This is a genomic window from Salinibacter ruber DSM 13855, assembly GCF_000013045.1.
Classification (GTDB): Bacteria; Bacteroidota; Rhodothermia; order Rhodothermales; family Salinibacteraceae; genus Salinibacter; species Salinibacter ruber.
In genome coordinates, this window is the sequence record NC_007677.1 from 2,751,555 (window position 1) to 2,770,538 (window position 18,984).

The window sequence follows — 18,984 nt, forward strand, 5'->3', positions numbered from 1 at the left end:
AGCGCGGGAGCATGGGCGTACTCCTCTACACTCTTGGAAAAGACCCCAATCCCCCGCGCCCCCACGCTTCCGTGCTCTCTTCTTGCTACTTAAACGACGCGAAGCAGTATCAATCCTGATGACCAGTAAGACGAAAGCGCCGACGGTAATCAAGATCAGCGGATCGCTCCTCGACGAGCCGAACGCACTGGCCGACCTCTGGCCCAGTGTCCAGGCGCTGCACGAGGACGCCCCGGTGGTGCTCGTCCACGGCGGCGGCACGCAGATGACGGCCCTCGCGGACCGGCTCGGCCACACGCCGGAGCGGGTCCAGGGCCGTCGCATCACGACCGACCTCGACCTCAAGATCGCGCAGTGGGCCATTCGGGGCTCGCTCAACACGACCCTCGTGTCGGAGGCCCAGCAGCACGACCTCACCGCGGTAGGGGTGTCGGGGGCCGACGCCACCCTGGTCCAGGTGTCCAAACGCCCGGCGTGGGACGTCGACGGGCGGACCGTCGACTTCGGATGGGTCGGCGACATCGAGCACGTCGACCCCTCCCTTCTGGAGGGATTGATGGCCCGGTCGCTGGTGCCCGTCGTGGCCCCCCTCGGCATTGACGACGAGGGGCAGGTCTACAACGTGAACGCCGACACGGTTGCCCGTGCGCTGGCCGAGGCCCTCGCGGCCGACCCGTTGCTCTACGTCACCGAGGCGGGGGCCGTGCGCCGGGACGCCGAGAATCCCGCGTCTCGCCTGGCCACCTGTCCCCCGGGCACCGCCCGGCAGGGAATCGCGGAGGGGTGGATCGCAGGCGGCATGCGCGTCAAGGTCGAAACGGCGCTCGACGCCCTCGACGGTTCCGTTGGCGCAGTGTATATCTGCGGCCCGGGCGACCTCCTGGCTCGGTCGCAGGCCACGGAGGTCGTACTGGAGGCGTGATGCGTGAATTGTGATGCGTGAATTGTGATGCGTGAATCGTGCCCGGTGTCTCTGCTCCCCACGACATGCGTTTCACGTTTCGAGAGGCGAGAATCGGGCAACGACGTGATACATCAACCGACTTCCCGGATGCAATGGCACTCCCTTCGACGAACACAGCCGCCGTCGACTTCCTCAAGGCCCTCGTTCGCATCCCCTCCCTCACGGGCGAGGAGGCGGCGATCGCCGGCTTCGTAGAGCAGCACGTCCGCCGCGCCGGGGTCGATGTGCTCCGGCACGAGGACAACGTGGCGTTTGGGATCGGCGAGGGCGACGACACGCTGCTCCTCAACTCGCACCTCGACGTCGTGCCGCCCTCCGACGACCATCCGTACGACCCGTTCGAGCCGGTCGAGACAGACGGCGTCCTCTACGGCCGGGGCGCCGTGGACGCGAAGGCCAGCGGCGCCGCGATGACGACGGCGCTGCTCTCCCTGGCGGCGGACGGCTGGGCCCCGACCAATGGCCGGCTCCTGGTCGGCCTCACGACCCACGAGGAGTCCGGGGGCACGAAGAACGGGCTGCAGGACCTGCGTCCCAACCTTCCGTCCCTGTCCGCCGCCGTTGTCGGGGAGCCCACCACGCTCCGCCCCTGCGTCGCCCAGAAGGGCCTTCTCATCCTGAAGATCCACGCCCGGGGGACGGCCGCACACGCCGGACGGTCGCACCTCGGCGACAATGCGATCCCCGCGGCGATGACGGCGATTCGACAGCTCGAGGATCTTTCCCTCGACCGGGCGGACCCGCACCTCGGTGCGCCGACCGCAACCGTCACCACCATCGAGGGCGGCGAGGCGCACAACGTGGTGCCCGAGCACTGCGTCTTCACCGTTGACCTCCGCACCACGCCCGCCTACACGCACGACGAGATTGCGGGGCTGGTATCCGAAGCGGTAGACGCGGACGTGGAGGTCTACAGCGACCGCCTCGTGCCCTGCGCCACACCCGAGGACGCGCGGATCGTCCGGGCCGCCCGGGCCGCCTGCCCCGACGCCGAGCCCTTCGGCTCCCCGACCTCCTCGGATTGGGTCTTCCTCCACGATGTGCCCACCGTCAAGATGGGACCGGGCCCCAGCAACCGCTCCCACACCGCCGAAGAGCGGATCGACGTGAACGAGGTGAAACGGGCCGTCACCGTCTATCGGGACCTAATCCGGGCCTACTTTTCGCGGGCCGCGTAGGGCCGAACGGGAGGCCCCCGGAAACACAGTCCCCCACCCTCTCCACTCTCACACCCCCACACCCCAAATGACTGCCCCTCTCTGGCAAAAAGACGCCACGCCCGCGACCGACGACTGGGCCCACCGCTTCACGGTCGGGGACGACTACGAATGGGACCGCCTGCTGCTGCCCTACGACGTGCGGGCGAGCCGCGCCCACGCCTGGGGCCTCCGCCAGATCGACGTGCTTTCGGAAACGGAGTGGACGCGGATCGGCGACGCCCTAGACGCCCTGCTCGACGCGTTTGAGGCGGGCGACGTGACCGTGACGCCCGAGGACGAGGACTGCCACACCGTGATCGAGCGGTTCGTGACCGAGCGCGCCGGGGCGGCCGGCGAAAAGCTGCACACGGGGCGCTCCCGCAACGACCAGGTGCTCGCGGCGCTCCGGCTCTACCTCCGCGACGCCCTCGCCGCGATCGGGGGCCGGGCCGCCGCCCTCGCCGACGCGCTGTGCGAGCTCGCGACCCGACACCCGGACGTTCTCATGCCGGGCTACACCCACCTGCAGCGGGCCATGCCGTCCACCGCCGCCCTCTGGACCCTGGGGTACGCGGAGACGCTGGCGGGCGACCTCGATGCCCTCCGCCATGCCCGCCGCCGGATTAACGTGTCCCCCCTCGGCAGCGCCGCGGGCTACGGCGTGCCCGTGATCGACCTGCCGCGCGAGGCCGTGGCCGACCGCCTCGGCTTCCGCGCCGTGCAGACCCACGCCACGGCCGTGCAGCTGAGCCGGGGCAAGCACGCACTCGCCGTGGGCCACGCCTGCACGCAGGTCGGTGCCACCTGCAACCGCCTGGCGTCCGACCTCGTCCTCTTCGCCACCGCCGAGTTCGACTTCGTGGACCTGCCGCCGGAGCACTGCACCGGCAGCAGCATCATGCCGCAGAAGCAGAACCCGGACGTGCTGGAGCTGGCGCGGGCCTACCACCACCGCCTCGCCGCCCAGATGCAATCCCTCGCCACCGGCCCGTCGAACCTGCCGGGCGGCTACCACCGTGACCTCCAGCTCACGAAAGCGGCGGTCCTGCGCAGCGTGGAGATGACATCCGACGTCCTCACCGCGCTCGCCGAAGTGGTGCGGGGCGTCACGTTCAATCCCGAACGGACGCGGGCCGCGTGTGCCCCTGACATTCTCGCTACCCAGCGGGCGCTGGAGCGGGTTGCCGAGGGCGTGCCCTTCCGCTCTGCCTACCAGCAGGCCGCGGATGCGGAGCCGGGCCCTGTCGATCCCGGTGCCGTTCTCGACGCGTACGAGACCGACGGAACGCCCGGCCAGGAGCGGCCCGACCGCGTCCGGAGCCGGCTCGACGCCCACGGCGACTGGGTCGTGACGCCGTAGCCTCTCCGCCCCCCTACGAGGAGCCCTCTCTCTCCACCGCACGCTCCACCGCCCGCCGCAGCCGGGGCCGGTGGAGGCGGACGGGCTCGTCCACCTTTTCTTTCTCATCACCCTCCCGGACGGCGCTCAGGTTGAGCACCTCCACCAGCACCGAGAAGGCCATCGCCGAGTAGATGTAGCCCTTCGGAATGTGCTGCCCCAGCCCCTCCGCCACGAGCGTGACCCCGATCAGCAGCAGGAAGCTCAGCGCCAACATCTTCAGAGTGGGGTGCGCCTGGATGAAGGACGAGATCGTCTCCGCCGAGGCCATCATAATGAAGATGGCAATGGTCACGGCGGTGATCATAACCTCGACGTGCTCGGCCATCCCCACCGCCGTGATCACGGAGTCGAGGGAGAAGACGAGGTCGAGCAGAAAGATTTGGGCGATGACGCTCGTGAAGGTCACCTCGGCCTGGGCCTCCGTCTCGCCGTCTTCCCCTTCCAGTTTGTCGTGGATCTCCGTCGTCGCCTTGCCGATGAGAAAGAACCCGCCGATCAGCAGAATCAGGTCGCGCCCGCTGAAGGCGTGTGCTAGCACCGAAAAGAGCGGCGCGGTGAGGGACATCACCCAGCTGATCGAGAGCAGAAGCACGATGCGCCCGGCGAGGGCCAGTCCCAGCCCCACACGCCGCGCGAGCGGCTGCTGCTTCGCCGGCAGCTTGTTCGACAGGATTGAGATGAACACGATGTTGTCGATGCCCAGGACGATCTCAAGGACCGTCAGTGTACCGAGCGCGATCCACGCTTCGGGGGAGGCAATCCACTCCATGGGGCTGAGGTGTTGTGTCAAATCTGCGTCGAGGGTACACACGCCCCCACTCGGGTTCGAGGGGGCTACAACGGCGCAGAATGTAGAAAAGGGCGCCCCCGCTTCGCAACGGGCGCCCCCTCGACGGAGCGGATCTGAACCAGATTCTCCCAAAATCTTCGATGGAGCCGGTGGCCTGCCGGTTCGGTCAGCTGAGCGGCTCGGCCAAAAAGGACGCAAGGTTCTGCACGTGCTCCCGGCTGAGAAGCGGTTCCAGGGTCTGCACGATGAGGCTCACGCAGGTCGCACGATAGATGAGCGGCTCGTCGGGACGGCCATTTTGCGCCGTCTGATGCTGTATGCGCGTGTTAAGCATTGTCCAGTGACATTTCATCTCGGCGTACCCGAGGGCGAGCCCCCGCTTGAGTTCGTCGGCGGTGTCGGCCGCCAGCAGGCTGTTGAGCACCCGATCGCGGAGTTCAGTTACGTACTGGCGCACGGCCTGACGCTCAGAGGGAGACGCCTCCGGCCACTGCTCCAGCACCTCCGTCCACTGCTCTTCTAGTGGATCGCGCAGGTCTGTCCTGACACGCTGTTTGAGTTTTTCAAATTCAGAGTCGACGCCTGTCGACTCACCTACGTCTTGTGCCATTCGCCTCTGCCTCAGATTCGACGACAACCGTTGCGCGCTCCCACCTCAGTGGCGACTTCGAAAAGTCACTTCCAATGCATAGATTGGGGACTCCAGTGAGATGGTATAGAAGGCATCAACCGAGGATTCTTGGCACTTATTCTCGCTCTTGTTCATAGCGACTTGGTTACATCCAATTCCGGCCCCCAAAGCAAGCCCGATGTCCGACACGACGGATCGATGCCCCGCATGACGAATACGAGAGTACCGCACTGAGGTTGAGAATCCGCATGCTGAGGCCTCCGGGCCTCGGTTGCTCACAGGCGTGACCGTGGTCGCGTCCTGATCGCCCGTCTCTTCACTGCGTCCGTCCTCATGGCTGACTCTCAGAATCCGTACTCGTACCTGCGTGAAGACGACCCGGACTCCGCCCCCGGCGACTCGGGCGACGCCGACGAGCCTGAGCCGCCGGCAACGGACCTCGCGTTCGACGACGAGGGGGTGGGGGAGGAGCTGCGTCACGTCGACGAGGACGAGCTAAATGCGGCCCCGTTCGGCATCATTCAGATTGACGACGCGGGGGTCGTGCAGTTCTACAACCGCTACGAGTCGAACCTAAGCGGCATCGATCCGGCAGACGCCGTCGGGGCCAACTTCTTCACGGAGCTGGCGCCGTGCAGCAACAACCCGCTGTTCTTCGGCCGCTTCAAGGACGGGGTTCGGGAGGGGGGGCTCGACGAGTACTTCACGTACACGTTCACCTACCAGATGCGCCCCACCCTCGTCGACGTGCGGCTCTACCGCGACGAGGCGGAGAACAACTGGATCCTGATTCAGAAGCGGTGAGGCGGAGTGGCCCTACGACCCGCCGGTCACCTCCGACACGTCCCCCGTCGGGGCCGTCATGGTGCCGGTCGTGTCGGAGGACGTCGGGGGCGGAACGGTGCCGGTGGTGTCGGGGAGCGGCACATCGTTGAGCACCTGCTGTAGCTCGTCGAACCGATCGCCGAAGGTGGCGAAGTCGCCGCCCTGAAGGGCGTCTCGCGCCTCCTGAATCAGCTCTTTGGCCCGCTCCAGCCCCTCCACCTGCTCCGGCGACGCGGCCTGGGCCGTCTGTGCCGCCTGTTGCATCTGGGCCAACGCCTGGTCGCGCGTCTCCACGACCTGCTCGCCCAGCACGCTGTTGAGCGACTGGCGCAGGGTCCGCTTCATCGCAACATCCTGGTCGGTCGCCGCGATGACGCGCTGCATCTCCGGAATCTGAATCTCGTCGGCGATCAGGTAGATCGGCTCGACGTAGAGGAACGACTCCTCAATGGGCACCACAATCAGGTTGCCGCGGATGACGCTCGATCCCCGCTGGTCCCACAGCGACAGCTGCTGGGAAATTTCGGTGTCCTGGTCGATGCGCGACTCAATCTGATTGGGGCCGCGAATGAGCCGGTCCTTCGGGAGCTCGTAGACAACCACCTCCCCGTAGTTCGGCGGGTCGGACCGGGCGGCCACCCAGCCGATCATGTTGTCACGCCCGTCGGGCGTCATCGGCAACATGAGCATGAACTCCAGCCCGGCATCGTCCTTTCCCGGCAGGTCCGTGAGGATGTAATACGGCTCCATCTTGCGCTGCTGGTTCGCGTATTGCTCCTGCGGCCGCGTCCAAAGGTCCTCGTTGTTGTAGAACACCTGCGGCTGCGTCTGGTGGTAGCGCCGGTACCGCTCCATCTGGATCTCAAAAAAGTCCTGCGGGTACCGGATGTGGTTCTGCAGCAGCTCCGGCATCGCGTCGAGCGGCTGGAAGAGGTCCGGGAAGATCCGCTGGTAGGTCTGGATGATCGGATCCTCCGGGTTCGAGACGTACAGGGAAACGTCCCCGTTGTACGCATCCACCACGACCTTCACCGAGTTTCGGATGTAGCGTGTGCCCTGGTAGCCCTGCTGCCCCCGAATGGGCTCCGAGTAGGGAAACGAGTTGCTGGTCGTGTAGGCGTCCGCGATGTAGTAGTGACGGTCGTCGCCGTGAACCAGGTAGGGGTCCTTGTCGAGCTTCAGGAAGGGGGCGACGTGACGCACTCGCTCTTCCACCTGATTCCAGAACTGGATCTGGCTGTCGTCCTGGATGTAGTCGGTGAGAAGAATGTTAAAGTCGCCCATGTAGTAGGAGAAGAGCAGCTGCTTCCAGAAGCTCCCGACGGAAACGCCCCCCTCCCCGCCGTACCGGGTGTACTTGTTTTCGCCGGAGCGGGGGTAGTCCAGCTCCAACGAGTCGCCCGGGACGCCCGCGGGCACGATTCGGTAGGTGGGCGTGCGCTCCCCGTAGTAGAGCGCCGGGTTGTCCACGTCGAGCGACTCGTACTTCGACTGGGGCGGAATGTCCTGCGTGAGAAATTCCGGACTGCCTTCCGAGCCCTCTCGCGCCACGAGGTTGGAGACCGAGCCGTAGCCGTGCGTGAAGCGGACGTGCCGGTTGTCCCAGGTGTCCTCCGGCAACTGCTGGGTGAGCTCGCGGGGCGACACCATCACCTGCCGGTAGTCGCCGTCGAGCATGTAGCGGTCGACGTCCACGCTGTAAAACTCGTAATAGAGGCGAATCTCCTGGAGCTGGCGGTAGGTGTCGATCAGGAGGCGGGGGTCCCAGAGCCGCACGTTGTCGATGGTCTCCTCGTTTTGCTCCACAGCGTCCGCCGGCAGGTCCGGCTGGGCCGGGTACGAGCGCTCTTTGAAGTCCCCGAGCGCGTACGCCTCGCGGGTCATGTCAATGTTGTTTTCCAGGTAGGGACGCTCCACCTGCAGCTCGCTGGGCAGCACCGTGAGCTGCGTCACGAGCGACGGCGCCAGCACGAGCCCACCGACCAGGAGGACGAGGTACCCGGCCCCTCCGATGCCCAGCAGACGGAGGCGCCGCCGGTACAGGTTGAGGCCGACCAGCCCCGCAAGCACCAGTGTGGCGGCGACCATGACGTACAGGGCCGGAATCACGACGTTCACGTCCGTGTAGCCCGCGCCGTACACCGCGCCGCCGCCCTCCTGCAGAAGCTCGTACAGGTCCAGGTAGAAGCCCCATGCCCATCCCAGCAGGAGGAAGATCAGGTTCGCCCCAAGGTGCCGGAGGGCCCCGGAATCCGCCTCGAACCCGCCGTCCTGGATGCCGATCTGCCCGGCGATGACGTATCCGGTTACGAGGGCCAGGAGGCCGAGGAAGGCCAGTCCGACGACGGCACTCTGTAGCGACTGCAGGAACGGAAGCTCCAGCATGTAAAACGCCAGGTCCACCCCGTAGACGGGATCGGCCTGTCCGTAGGACCCCGCGTACCAGAACCGGAGCAGGTCATTCCACCGCCCCGAGAACCCGGCGGCGAAGAGCAGGCTGAGCACGCCCGCGACGACGTAGCCCAGGCGCTGCAGTCGATCGCGGGTGAGGGGCTCCCCCCCCACCTCGGGCGCCTCGCCCTCTTGGGCCCAGCGCGAGGCCCAGAGGGGCGGGATGTTGCCGATCAGGACACGGAAGTTGCCCCCGAAGTACAGCCCCGCGACCAGAAAGACGAGCACGAACAGCAGTACCTGCGCGCCCCGGATCGTCCAGAACACGCTCGAGTAGTCCAGCTCGCTCAACCAGAAGTACTCGACGACCAGGCCCGGGGTGACGAGCAGCACGGTGAACACGACCCCGATAATGCCGAGCAGAATCTGGAGGAGACGACTCGACCGGAGAATCGACATAAGGCGACGGGAAAGTATGAGGAGCGCAAATGCCTGGGCCGACGAGAGACGCTTCGGCCGGCAATACGGATGGATTCAAGTGCAATGCATGCAGACGAGTGGGGTTCGATTCGACGCCCCAGATCCATCTGGTCTCCGCATTCCGCACGCCTCGGCGCTGGCGGCCGAGAGCGACGCCGTCGGTCGGCCTCAGTGGGACGCGAGGACCGCCTCTCAGGCAGGCCCCCCGTCCATTCTTTCCTCGTGGTCGCCGTGACGGATGCGGTCTTCAAGATGCAGGCCCAAGGCCCATCGGCGCTTTCTCCAGAACCGGAGCGTACCGCCTACACGTCCCGGCTTTGAGTAAGAGCCCATACACTTCTGTACACGTTTCTTCATCCATCCACAACAATGTGGACCTCCCTCCTTCATCTGATGATCGTCGTCGTAAAGATCTGTATGTCGCAAAACTGCCGTGCCTCCCTTCCGTATGAACTGATCCGATTTTACGGAGACAAAATGACACAAACCGGCTTAAAGACCACATTGTCTCCATTGACGGTGTCCCCGCAGACTTTTCCTTCGGGTGGACCCGTCGCGAAAAACCATACCTTCTAATCAAATTATATAAGCTTCATATGGCTGTATATCTCACACTCGCTTTTCTTTGGACTGCGTACATCGGACTTGAGACCTACATTTTTGGGCGCCCCCAGTCGCGTCCGTACATTGTGGGGTTTTTGCTCCTCAACACGCTGCTTGCCCCTGTCTCGTTCGCGCTTTCCGCGACGGGCGGTGTGCTTCGGGAACGCGTCGAGACGGCCTACCGGGCCGCGTGGGCGTCGAAGCAACGGTTCGCCCGAACCGACCGCAAGAAGCTGATTGGGTAGGGCCCTTCCGGGGCTGCGTTTGGCACCCCGGAACGACATTGTAAGAAGGCTGATACGCCCGTCCATCTGGCCGCTGTGGGGACAACCCCCAGCGGCCATTTGCATTCGGGCGGGTCCATAGGTTCTCCTCATCGGTATTCCGGTCTCTCATGTCCAGGTCTTTGGTATTCGGAACTGCAGGCCTCGCGCTTCTGCTCGCAGCCGGCGGGCTGCTGTATTCGTTCGGTCCGGACGAGCGCCGTGCGCGGGCGGCCCCCACCCCGCCGGACACGACCGATACCTCCGGCGTCTACAGCCAGCGCGCCCCGAGCCGAAACGGCATCGGCAAGGTGTACATGGGCCGCGAGATCTCGAAGGTAATGGGCCACCGCGGGGCCAACTGGTTGGAGCGCCCCGCACGGGCGGAAAAGGAGCGTCCCGACCTGCTCGTCGATAGCCTGCCGCTCGGCCCGTCCGACACCGTGGCCGACATTGGGGCCGGGACAGGGTACCTCTCGTTCCGCGTGGCCCCACGGGTGCCGCAGGGCAACATCCTCGCGGTCGACATTCAACCGGAGATGCTTAATATGATGCGGGAGCGCATCGATGAGCGGGGGGTAGACAACGTGACCCCGATCCGCGGCACGGTCACGGACCCCCAGCTTCCGGCCGACTCGGTCGATCTCGCCTACATGGTGGACGCCTACCACGAGTTTTCCCACCCCTACGAGATGATGACGGCGCTCATGGAGGATTTAACGCCGGGCGGCCGCGTCGTCCTCGTCGAGTACCCCCGGGAGGACCCGAGCATCCCCATCAAGACGCTCCACAAGATGACGGAGGCCCAGGCCAAGAAGGAGATGCGGGCCGTGGGCCTGGAATGGGTGGAGACCAAAGACATGCTTCCCCGCCAGCACTTCATGGTCTTCCGGAAGCCGGTGGAGTAGTTAGTCCTCCCTTCTCGGCCCCGACACGGGTCTAGTCGTCCTGTGATCGGCTCTCCCCTGCCGCCCCATCCCCGGACGGCCGGGGCGTCTCGCCGTCGGGCCGGAGCGTGAATTCGTCGAGCGAGAGACCGTCGATGACCGACTCGTACTTCGTGAGGTCCGCCGGCAGGAGCACCTCGTTCTCCTCCTTGCCCAGCTTGGCAATGGTGTCGAGGTACTGCTCCGCGAGTCGTAGCTTCACCGCCTCCTCGCCCCCCGGTGCGGAGACGGACGCGGCCACCCGCTCAATTGCCTCCGCCGTCGCCTCGGCCAGGGCCTCAATTTCCTGCGCGCGTCCTTCGGCCTCGTTGATGCGGCGCTGCTTTTCGCCCTCCGACTGGTTGATCAGCTCCTGCTTCTCGCCCTCGGCGTCGTTGACCGTGGACTGCTGCTTGCCCTCCGACCGGGCCACCGTGGCGCGGCGCTCCCGCTCCGCCGTCATCTGCCGCTCCATCGCCTGCTGCACCGTGCGCGGCGTGTCGATGTTTTTGATCTCGTAGCGGTGCACCTTGATGCCCCAGGTCTGCTCCACCTCACTGAGCACCTCCACGACCGCCTGGCTGATGGCCGCCCGCTCCTGAAAGGTGGTGTCCAGCTCCATCCGCCCGATGACCGAGCGGGTGGTGGTCTGCGCCAGCTGAATGGCCCCGCGGCGGTAGTCGGTCACGCCGTAGGCCGCGTTTTCGGGGTTGGTCACGCTCAGGTAGATGATGCCGTCCACCTCCACCCGCACGTTGTCCTCCGTAAAGCACTCCTGCGGCTCCACCGGGATGGCCTGCTCGCGGAGGTCGAGCGTGTAGGCCACGCGGTCGATGAACGGGATCAGGGCGTGGAAGCCGGCGCGCAGCGTCTTGTGGTAGTTGCCGAGCCGCTCCACCACGTAGGCGTTCTGCTGCGGCACGAACCGGATGGCCCGCAGGAACTTGTAGGCCACGTAGAGGGCCAGTATCGACAAAATGCCGAGGCTGAGGGTGTTGAGGAATTCGAAGGGGGAGGCATCCATGGGATTCAGGGAAATTGGCGTGATGAGCGCGTGGGCAGGAAGGACGGCTACTTATTCTGGATCGGATTCGTAACTTCGGATGCGCCTTCGAAGAACGACTTCAGATTGGCGGCCTCCATCGGGAGCACGCTCACGTTGGCGCCGTCCACGATCTCGCCGAGGCGGTCGATGAACTGCTCGGTGAGCCGCATCTTGACGGCCAGGGAGCCGCCGGGCTGGGCGATGGCGTCCGCGATGCGCTCGATGCCGTTGGCCGTCGCCTCCGCGATGAGCTCCATCTCGCGGGCCTCCCCTTCCGCCTCGTTCACGCGGGCCTCCCGCTGGCCCTCCGACATCAGGATCGACTTCTGCCGGTTTCCCTCCGACACGTTGATTCGGGCGTCCCGCTCCCCGCTGGATTCGGTGATCTCGGCTCGCTTCTCGCGCTCGGCCTCCATCTGCTTCTCCATCGTGAGCACGATGTCCTGCGACGGCTGGATGTCCTTCAGCTCGTAGCGCATCACCTTCACGCCCCACGGGTCGGAGGCCTTGTCCAGCTCCTCCACGATGGCCTCATTCATCGAGTCCCGCTCGCTGAACGTGTCGTCGAGCGTAATCTTGCCCACCTCGCTCCGCATGGTCGTCTGCGCCAGGTTGACGGCGGCCAGGCGGTAGTCGTTGATGCCGTAGCTGGCCTTGTAGGCGTCCATCACCTTCAGGTAGACGATGCCGTCCACGTCCACCTCAATGTTGTCCTGCGTGATGCACTTCTGGTGCGGGACGTCGAGCACCTGCTCGCGGGTCTCCTGCCGGTAGGCCACGCGGTCGACCAGCGGAATGGTGAAGTGGAGCCCGGGATGCAGCGTGTCGTGATACTTGCCGAAGCGCTCCAGGATCACCTCCTCGCGCATCTCGACGATCACGAACGTGTTGTAGAAAATAAACAGCCCGAGGAGAATGAGGGCGAGCAGAAGCGTCCACATGGGAGCGGAGAGAACGGGTGGAAGAAGCGAACGGGAAGCGGGCTAGCTGGACGAGCGGGCCGACGGGTCGTAGCCCAGCCCGGAGTCGTCCGACGTCGTGTCGTCGGTACTCGGGGACCGGTTTGCATCTCCCTCGGACACGTCGGAACCGATCGCCGCCGACAGCTCCGCGTCGAGATCGGCGTGGTCGGCGGGCTCCACGACCCACGTCAGGTTGTCGCGGTAGAGCAACTGGGCCTCGGCGCCGTCCGGCAGCCGGCCCTCAAGGGTACGGGCGTCCCACGTGGCCCCCCGAAAGCGAATGCGCCCCGGGCTCTCGGGCCCCACCGCCTCGACAACCGTCACGGTCTCCCCCATCGCCTCCGCGTCCTCGTCGGTCATGGCCAGCGACACGTCGCCCTGCACGAAGCGCAGCATGAGGGGCCGCAGTGCAATCGTGAGACCGGTCGACAGAAAGACCCACGTCACGACCGACGACAGGGGGTCGACCAGGAGGCCCAGCGCACGGAGCCCCCCCACCACCACGCCCCCAATGCCGAGGAAGAACGCGATGCCGCCCGGCACCACCGCCTCAATCAACATGAGGAGCGCGCCGCCGACGACGAAAGCCCAGGTGAGAAGGGTTGGGTCCAGGTCCATGGAGCAAGGAAGACCGTGTCTGTGAGTGCCCGCCCTTCGAAGTAATCGAAGACGTTTATACCACGCGCGAAGGGGACAGAGGTTGCATCGGAAGAGGCCATTGCGCGAACCGATTCGTATGCTTTCGGTTGATTGGACCGACGAGGCTCTTTCCTGTCTACCGACCCCGCATCGTGCCCCCGCCGGCCCCTGGTACCAACCGGTCGCCCCTTCTGCGCCCCCGCATCTTTGCCCACGTGCCGTCCGTGACGGCCGGCATGAGCACCCGACACGGGGGCGTGAGCGGCCCGCCCTACGACACCCTCAACCTGGGACGCCACGTGGGCGATACGGCCAGTTGTGTGGAAGAGAACCGGCGCCGGTTCTGTGCCTCCCTCCAGACCGACCCCGCCTGGCTGGCCACGGCCGGGCAGGTGCACGGGTCGACGGTCCGTGTGATCGACGCGCCGCGATACGAGCCCTTCTGCGACGGCCTCGTCACGACCACGCCCGGCCTCCTCCTCGCCATCGCCGTGGCCGACTGTGCGCCCGTGCTCCTGGCCGACCCCAAACACGAGGTCGTGGGGGCCTGCCACGCCGGGTGGCGGGGCACGGTCCGCCAAATCGCCGCCAAAACGGTCGCGGCCATGGCGGACTGCGGCGCGGTCCCGGCCCAGATTCGAGCGTACGTGGGGCCGTGTCTGTCCCGGACGGCCTTCGAGGTGGGGCCGGAGGTCGCGGCCGAGTTCGACGACGCCGTGGTGGCACGCCCCCAAGGCGCCGATCGGCCGCACGTTGACCTCAAGGCCGCCCTCCACCGCCAACTCGAAGCCGCGGGCGTGCCGGGCGACGCTATTGAGGCGTCGCCCCGCTGTACGCTGCAAGACGCGGACGACTTCTTCTCCTACCGCGCCGCCGACGGCCCTACCGGACGCATGTTTGGGGCCCTCGTGCTCCGGCATTGACGCTCCGGACTCTTCAGACCCGGCGCTACGCTCTGTGTCGCACGTCGGGACTCCGGAGAGCGTATTGCGCAACGTGCATTGCGTGAGTGCCGACTCCCACCGCCCTGCATCTCCGCGTCCCCCATCCCTCCACGCCCACACCAAGACGCCCTCTCGCCAACGTGCCCGTCCGTCCCTCCAGCTACACCGCCCCGACAGGCCTCGACGGGGGCCACCGACAGACCCTGTACGCGTCGCTGGTACGGCGCGTCGACTTTGAGTACGACTACCGCGAACGCATCGACACTCCGGACGACGACTTTCTCGACCTCGACTGGGCCCGGCCGCGCGCGGCTTCGTCGGATCGTGCCGTCATCCTGACGCATGGACTGGAGGGCAGTGCCGGACGCGGATACATGCGGGGCATGGCCCGGGCCTTCGTCCGGCGCGGGTGGGACGCCTGTGCCCTCAACCTGCGCGGCTGCAGCGGCACGCCGAACCGGCAGGTGGCCACCTACCACAGCGGCAAGACCGACGATCTCGCCCTCGTGGTCCACCACGTGCTCGACCACGGATACACGTCCGTGGCCCTGATCGGCTTCAGCCTCGGCGGCAACCTCACGCTCAAATACCTCGGCGAGCGCGGCCCCCAGGTCGACGACCGCATTCGGGGCGCCGTGGCCCTTTCCGCCCCCGTCGACCTCGATGCCTCCGCCGACCGGATCGACCGGTGGTCGAACTGGCACTACGTCCAATACTTCCTCCGGTCGCTCCGGCACAAGATGCGCGTGAAGGCCGATCAGCATCCCGCCCGCGTGTCCATCGCCCCCCTCAGCCGCATCCGCTCCCTCCGGGAATTCGACGACGTCTACACCGCCCCCCTCCACGGCTTCGATGGGGCCGCCGACTACTACCGGCGCGCCAGCAGCAGGCCGTCGCTTTCCGCGCTTGCCGTGCCGACGCTCCTCCTCAACGCCGCCAACGACCCGTTCCTGCCCGCCTCGTGCTACCCATACCCCATCGCCCGGCCCCACGACCAGTTGGCCCTGGAGGTCCCGGAGAGCGGGGGCCACGTCGGGTTCGTCTCCTTCAACGACGCCGGAGAGTACTGGTCCGAGCGCCGCGCCGCGTCGTTTCTGTCCCCGTCGTGATGTCGGGCGCCCTCTCCGTCGCTCTTTGCTCGCGCTCCGGTCTCTCACTCACGCCTCGTCCAGGCGCACGTCCCGGGCCTTCAGTTGCAGGGTCGTGCGCCCGTTCCAGGTGTTCTCCTCCAAAGAAAAGAGCAGCTCCACGGGCGTCCCGGTGTCCTGGCTCTCCCGGAGCACCGACAGCTTCTCGCCCATCCCGAACCCGATTGCGTCGTACGTCTGACCGCTTGAGGCATCCCGCTGCCGCACCTCAAACTTAAGGTGCGAATCGTCGCTCCCCACCGTGCGGGCCGAGACCACGTCCAGGTCCTCGGCGTGAAAGACGGGCGTCGGGTTGGCGGGCCCGAACGGGCCGAACTGCTTGAGCACCGCCCAGAAGCGGTCCGCGACCGATCCGATCGTATCGAGGTCGACCGACGCGTCCACCTTGATCGACGGGGTGAGCAGCTCCGGCGTCACCCGCTCGCCCACGGCGTCGTCGAAGCGATCGCGGAAGGCGTCGATGTCGTCGGCCTCCAGCGACATGCCGGCCGCGTGGTCGTGTCCCCCAAACTGCGTGAGCACGTCCTCGCAGTCCGCGAGGGCCTCGTAGATGTTGATGCCCTCGATGGAGCGGGCCGAGCCCTTGACCGCCTCCCCGTTGTGGGTGAGCAGAATGGTCGGCTTGTGGAAGCGCTCGACGATGCTGCTGGCCACAATGCCGATCACACCGAGGTGCCAGTCCGGGTCGTACAGCACCAGCGCGTGCGGGCTGCGAGACGTGATCTGGCGCTCCGCCCGTTCGACCGCCTCCTCCTCGATGGTGTCGTCGATGCGGCGCCGCTCGCGGTTCAGCTGTTCCAGCTCAGCGGCGTGGGGCTCGGCCTCCTCGTAGCTCCGGGCGAGGAGCAGCTCGACCGCCGAGGAGGCGTGCTCCATGCGCCCCGCGGCGTTGATGCGGGGGCCGAGGGTGAAGACGATGTTGCCGGTGGAGGTGACGGTCTGCAGATCGAGGTCGGCGGCATCCGCCAGGGCCTGAACGCCCGGGCGCGTGCTCCGCTGCAGGGCCTCCAGCCCCTCGGCCATCAGGACCCGGTTTTCGCCGTAGAGCGGAACGATGTCGCTCGCCGTAGAGAGGGCCAGAAGGTCGAGGTACTCGTAGGCCGCGTCGGGGGCCTCGTCGCGGTGCGCGAGGACCGCCTGGACGAGCTTGAAGGCCAGCCCGCATCCGGGCAGCTCCTCGAACGGGTAGTCGTCGTCCGGGCGCTTCGGATCAAGCACGGCCAATGCCTCCGGCAGCGTCTCCTTCGGCGTGTGGTGGTCCGCAATGATGAGGTCGAGCCCCAGCTCCTGCGCGTAGGCCGCCTCCTCGTGGGCCGTGATGCCACAGTCGAGGGCCACGACCAGCGAGGCCCCGCGCTCGGCCGCCGCGTCGAGGCCCCGCCGGCAGAGCCCGTACCCGTCCTCGTAGCGGTCCGGGATAAAGAACGACACGTCCACGCCCCGGTCGCGAAGAAAGTCCGTGAAGAGCGCCGTGCCCGTCGTCCCGTCCACGTCATAGTCGCCGTACACCAGCACGGACGTCCCATCGTCGATGGCATCGGACAGGCGGGCCGCCGCCGCATCCATCCCCGCCATCCCAAACGGGTCGTGCAGGGCCGAGCGGTCGGCCCGGAAGAAGTGCTTCGCTTCCTCAAGGGTTGTGACCTCGCGCAGGGCGAGGGCACGGGCGAGGGGCGCGGGCAGGTCGTTGAGCTCGCGCTGCAGACGAGGCACCACGTCGGGCTCGTCGAGGGCACGCGGGGTCCATCGGTAGGTCATCAACAACAGGCTAAAGTGGCCGAACAAGACGCGTAACGGGGTTGGAATATATAAGACACACCAGAGCCCCCGTTGTAACGCGACGGACTGATTCCTCTTAAAAAACAAGCGGACATGGAGAAATGGTGACATTTGGCGCTCGGTCCCGGACGGCGGTCAGCACGCGAACCCCCCTTCGCTCGTCCCGGACGGCTCGCGACGCGCTTCTCATTCTCCCGTTCCAGGCCTCATGCTCCCGTGAACCAACTGGGGAACCCGCCCGTAGCAGCGAGTCCGATTTGCCGTACGTACCGCCTTGAGTAGGCCTCTCCTGCCTTCCGGGGCCTCGGCCGCATCGCGTTGAACGGACAGGCGTCCCACTCCCTGTCCGAGCACTGACGGTCCGGATCGTCTGTTTCACGCCGGACCCAACTGATTTAGCTTCCTCGCCACCATGCCCCTCCGTTACGACGGCCCCTGCCATTGCCGCCCTTGCAAGCGCCCGACTCGTCGCGCTGTTCTCCCCCCCGGCAGGTCGTTTTCACCTCGGTCCCTTCGATAACCCATCGGGCCCGAGCGGCCCTTTTGACCCGTGAGCAACTCAATGAAAATCTCCACGCTGCAGGACAAGAAGCTCGATGAACTCCGCGAGATCGCGCGGGAGCTGGACCTCACCGGCTACTCCGACCTGCGAAAACAAGACCTCATCTACCGCATCCTCGAGGCGCAGGCCGAGGGGGCCGCGTCGGGGGAGGAGCCCGACCTCAACGAGACGGGCCCCTCCTCCACGCCGGACAACGGCGCCGGGGAGACCGACCGCACGTCCTCCGATGCGTCCCAGACCCGGAGCTCCGGGAAGCCGGACTACATGCGCCGATACGACCCCAATCAGACGGAGCTCCGGGGGATGATCAAGAAGGCCGGTGTGCTCGAGATTCTCCCGGACGGTTACGGCTTTCTCCGCTCCGACGAGTACAGCTACCAGTCGAGCCCCGACGACATTTACGTCTCGCCGTCTCAGATTAAGCGCTTCGGCCTGCAGGAAGGCGACACGGTAGAGGGCCGCGTGCGTCCCCCGAAGGAAGGCGAAAAGTTCTTCGCCCTCATCCAGGTCGCGTCGATCAACGGCTGCGACCCGGGCGAGCTCGGCGAACGGGCCGACTTCGAGTTTCTGACCCCAATTTTCCCCGACGAGCGCTTTACGCTGGAGGTGGAGGCGGACAGCTACGGCCCGCGTATTCTCGACCTGTTCGCCCCGATCGGGAAGGGGCAGCGCGGCCTCATCGTCTCCCCCCCCAAGGCGGGCAAGACGGTGCTCCTGCAGAAGATCGCCCATGGCATTGCGACCAACCACCCCGACACCCACCTCCTAACCCTCCTCATCGACGAGCGTCCGGAGGAGGTCACCGACATGGACCGGACCGTGGAAGGGGAGGTCGTCGCCTCCACCTTCGACGAGGAGCCGGAGCGCCACGTGGAGGTGGCGGACACGGTGCTTCTGAAGGTGCGTCGCCTCGTGGAATCGGGACAGGACGTGTGCGTGCTGCTCGACTCGATCACACGCCTGGCGCGGGCCCACAACGCCGTGACGCCGGAGAAGGGACGCACGCTGTCCGGCGGCATCGAGGCCGGGGCGCTGCGCGGCCCGAAACGGTTCTTCGGCGCGGCCCGAAACGTTGAGGAGAGCGGGTCCCTCACCATCATCGGCACCGCCCTCATCGACACGGGCAGCCGCATGGACCAGGTCATCTTCGAGGAGTTTAAGGGCACCGGCAACATGGAGCTCGTTCTGGACCGCGAGATGGCCGACCGGCGCCTCTACCCGGCCATCGACCTCATTCTGTCCGGCACCCGTCGGGAGGAGGAACTGCTGCCCAAGCCGATGCTGAAGCGCGTCTGGGTCATGCGCAAAATTCTGGCCGACATGGAGCCGATCGAGGCCATGGAGTTCCTGCTCGACAAGATGAAGGACACAGCGGACAACGAGGAGTTCCTGGAGATGATGAATTAGAAATTCTGTTCGGCCGCCTCTTTC

Annotated in this window: 16 protein-coding genes; 9 read left to right on the forward strand and 7 right to left on the reverse strand. The window is 66.3% G+C overall.

The annotated features are described in order from the left end of the window. Positions 1–118: 118 nt before the first annotated feature. The 3 genes from argB (at position 119) to argH (ending at position 3,523) form a co-directional block, all read left to right on the forward strand. Positions 119–922: an acetylglutamate kinase gene (gene argB / locus SRU_RS11695; RefSeq protein ID WP_011404945.1), complete on the forward strand. Its 804-nt coding sequence runs from the start codon at positions 119–121 to the stop codon at positions 920–922. Positions 923–1,056: 134 nt separating this feature from the next. After that, positions 1,057–2,142 carry a M20/M25/M40 family metallo-hydrolase gene (locus tag SRU_RS11700; protein ID WP_011404946.1) on the forward strand — a complete coding sequence of 362 codons (1,086 nt, stop codon included), beginning with the start codon at positions 1,057–1,059 and terminating at the stop codon, positions 2,140–2,142. Between the two features lie 67 nt (positions 2,143–2,209). Next, positions 2,210–3,523: an argininosuccinate lyase gene (gene argH, locus SRU_RS11705; protein ID WP_011404947.1), complete on the forward strand. Its 1,314-nt coding sequence runs from the start codon at positions 2,210–2,212 to the stop codon at positions 3,521–3,523. Between the two features lie 13 nt (positions 3,524–3,536). On the opposite strand, the gene SRU_RS11710 is transcribed toward argH, so the two are convergent. Both SRU_RS11710 and SRU_RS11715 read right to left on the reverse strand, forming a co-directional pair. Further along, positions 3,537–4,334: a TerC family protein gene (locus tag SRU_RS11710; RefSeq protein WP_011404948.1), complete on the reverse strand. Its 798-nt coding sequence runs from the start codon at positions 4,332–4,334 to the stop codon at positions 3,537–3,539. A 187-nt stretch (positions 4,335–4,521) separates the two neighbouring features. Then, entirely contained in the window at positions 4,522–4,965 is a 444-nt protein-coding gene (locus tag SRU_RS11715) for a hypothetical protein (protein ID WP_011404949.1), read from the reverse strand. A 354-nt stretch (positions 4,966–5,319) separates the two neighbouring features. Here SRU_RS11715 and SRU_RS11720 point away from each other — a divergent pair, with 354 nt between their 5' ends. After that, positions 5,320–5,790, forward strand: coding sequence for a PAS domain-containing protein (locus SRU_RS11720; protein ID WP_011404950.1), 471 nt, complete (start codon positions 5,320–5,322; stop codon positions 5,788–5,790). A gap of 12 nt (positions 5,791–5,802) precedes the next feature. Here SRU_RS11720 and SRU_RS11725 read toward each other — a convergent pair whose 3' ends face one another. After that, the gene (locus SRU_RS11725) at positions 5,803–8,661 is read right to left on the reverse strand and encodes a UPF0182 family membrane protein (RefSeq protein ID WP_011404951.1); all 2,859 of its coding nucleotides are present in this window, start codon (positions 8,659–8,661) and stop codon (positions 5,803–5,805) included. A 617-nt stretch (positions 8,662–9,278) separates the two neighbouring features. Between SRU_RS11725 and SRU_RS11730 the strand changes: the two genes are divergently transcribed. Together SRU_RS11730 and SRU_RS11735 are read left to right on the forward strand one after the other, a co-directional pair. Continuing rightward, entirely contained in the window at positions 9,279–9,530 is a 252-nt protein-coding gene (locus SRU_RS11730) for a hypothetical protein (protein ID WP_011404952.1), read from the forward strand. Positions 9,531–9,679: 149 nt separating this feature from the next. Beyond that, positions 9,680–10,456 carry a class I SAM-dependent methyltransferase gene (locus tag SRU_RS11735; RefSeq protein ID WP_011404953.1) on the forward strand — a complete coding sequence of 259 codons (777 nt, stop codon included), beginning with the start codon at positions 9,680–9,682 and terminating at the stop codon, positions 10,454–10,456. 31 nt (positions 10,457–10,487) lie between these two features. Here the strand turns inward: SRU_RS11735 and SRU_RS11740 are convergent, their stop codons facing one another. From SRU_RS11740 to SRU_RS11750, 3 genes are read right to left on the reverse strand one after another with little or no spacing between them, the layout of a single operon-like run. After that, entirely contained in the window at positions 10,488–11,498 is a 1,011-nt protein-coding gene (locus SRU_RS11740) for an SPFH domain-containing protein (protein WP_011404954.1), read from the reverse strand. A gap of 47 nt (positions 11,499–11,545) precedes the next feature. After that, complete coding sequence (locus tag SRU_RS11745) at positions 11,546–12,460, reverse strand: stomatin-like protein (RefSeq protein WP_011404955.1); 915 nt, start codon at positions 12,458–12,460, stop codon at positions 11,546–11,548. 42 nt (positions 12,461–12,502) lie between these two features. Then, entirely contained in the window at positions 12,503–13,099 is a 597-nt protein-coding gene (locus SRU_RS11750; protein WP_011404956.1) for an NfeD family protein, read from the reverse strand. A gap of 257 nt (positions 13,100–13,356) precedes the next feature. Here SRU_RS11750 and pgeF point away from each other — a divergent pair, with 257 nt between their 5' ends. Further along, positions 13,357–14,043, forward strand: coding sequence for a peptidoglycan editing factor PgeF (pgeF, locus tag SRU_RS11755; RefSeq protein ID WP_158442704.1), 687 nt, complete (start codon positions 13,357–13,359; stop codon positions 14,041–14,043). A gap of 86 nt (positions 14,044–14,129) precedes the next feature. Next, positions 14,130–15,173: a YheT family hydrolase gene (locus tag SRU_RS11760; RefSeq protein ID WP_011404958.1), complete on the forward strand. Its 1,044-nt coding sequence runs from the start codon at positions 14,130–14,132 to the stop codon at positions 15,171–15,173. Between the two features lie 48 nt (positions 15,174–15,221). Here the strand turns inward: SRU_RS11760 and recJ are convergent, their stop codons facing one another. Beyond that, a complete protein-coding gene (gene recJ / locus SRU_RS11765) occupies positions 15,222–16,970 on the reverse strand; it encodes a single-stranded-DNA-specific exonuclease RecJ (RefSeq protein WP_043552525.1) in 1,749 nt (582 codons plus the stop codon). A 583-nt stretch (positions 16,971–17,553) separates the two neighbouring features. On the opposite strand from recJ, the gene rho reads away from it, so the two are divergent. Further along, entirely contained in the window at positions 17,554–18,960 is a 1,407-nt protein-coding gene (rho, locus tag SRU_RS11770) for a transcription termination factor Rho (RefSeq protein WP_013062493.1), read from the forward strand. Positions 18,961–18,984 lie beyond the last annotated feature (24 nt).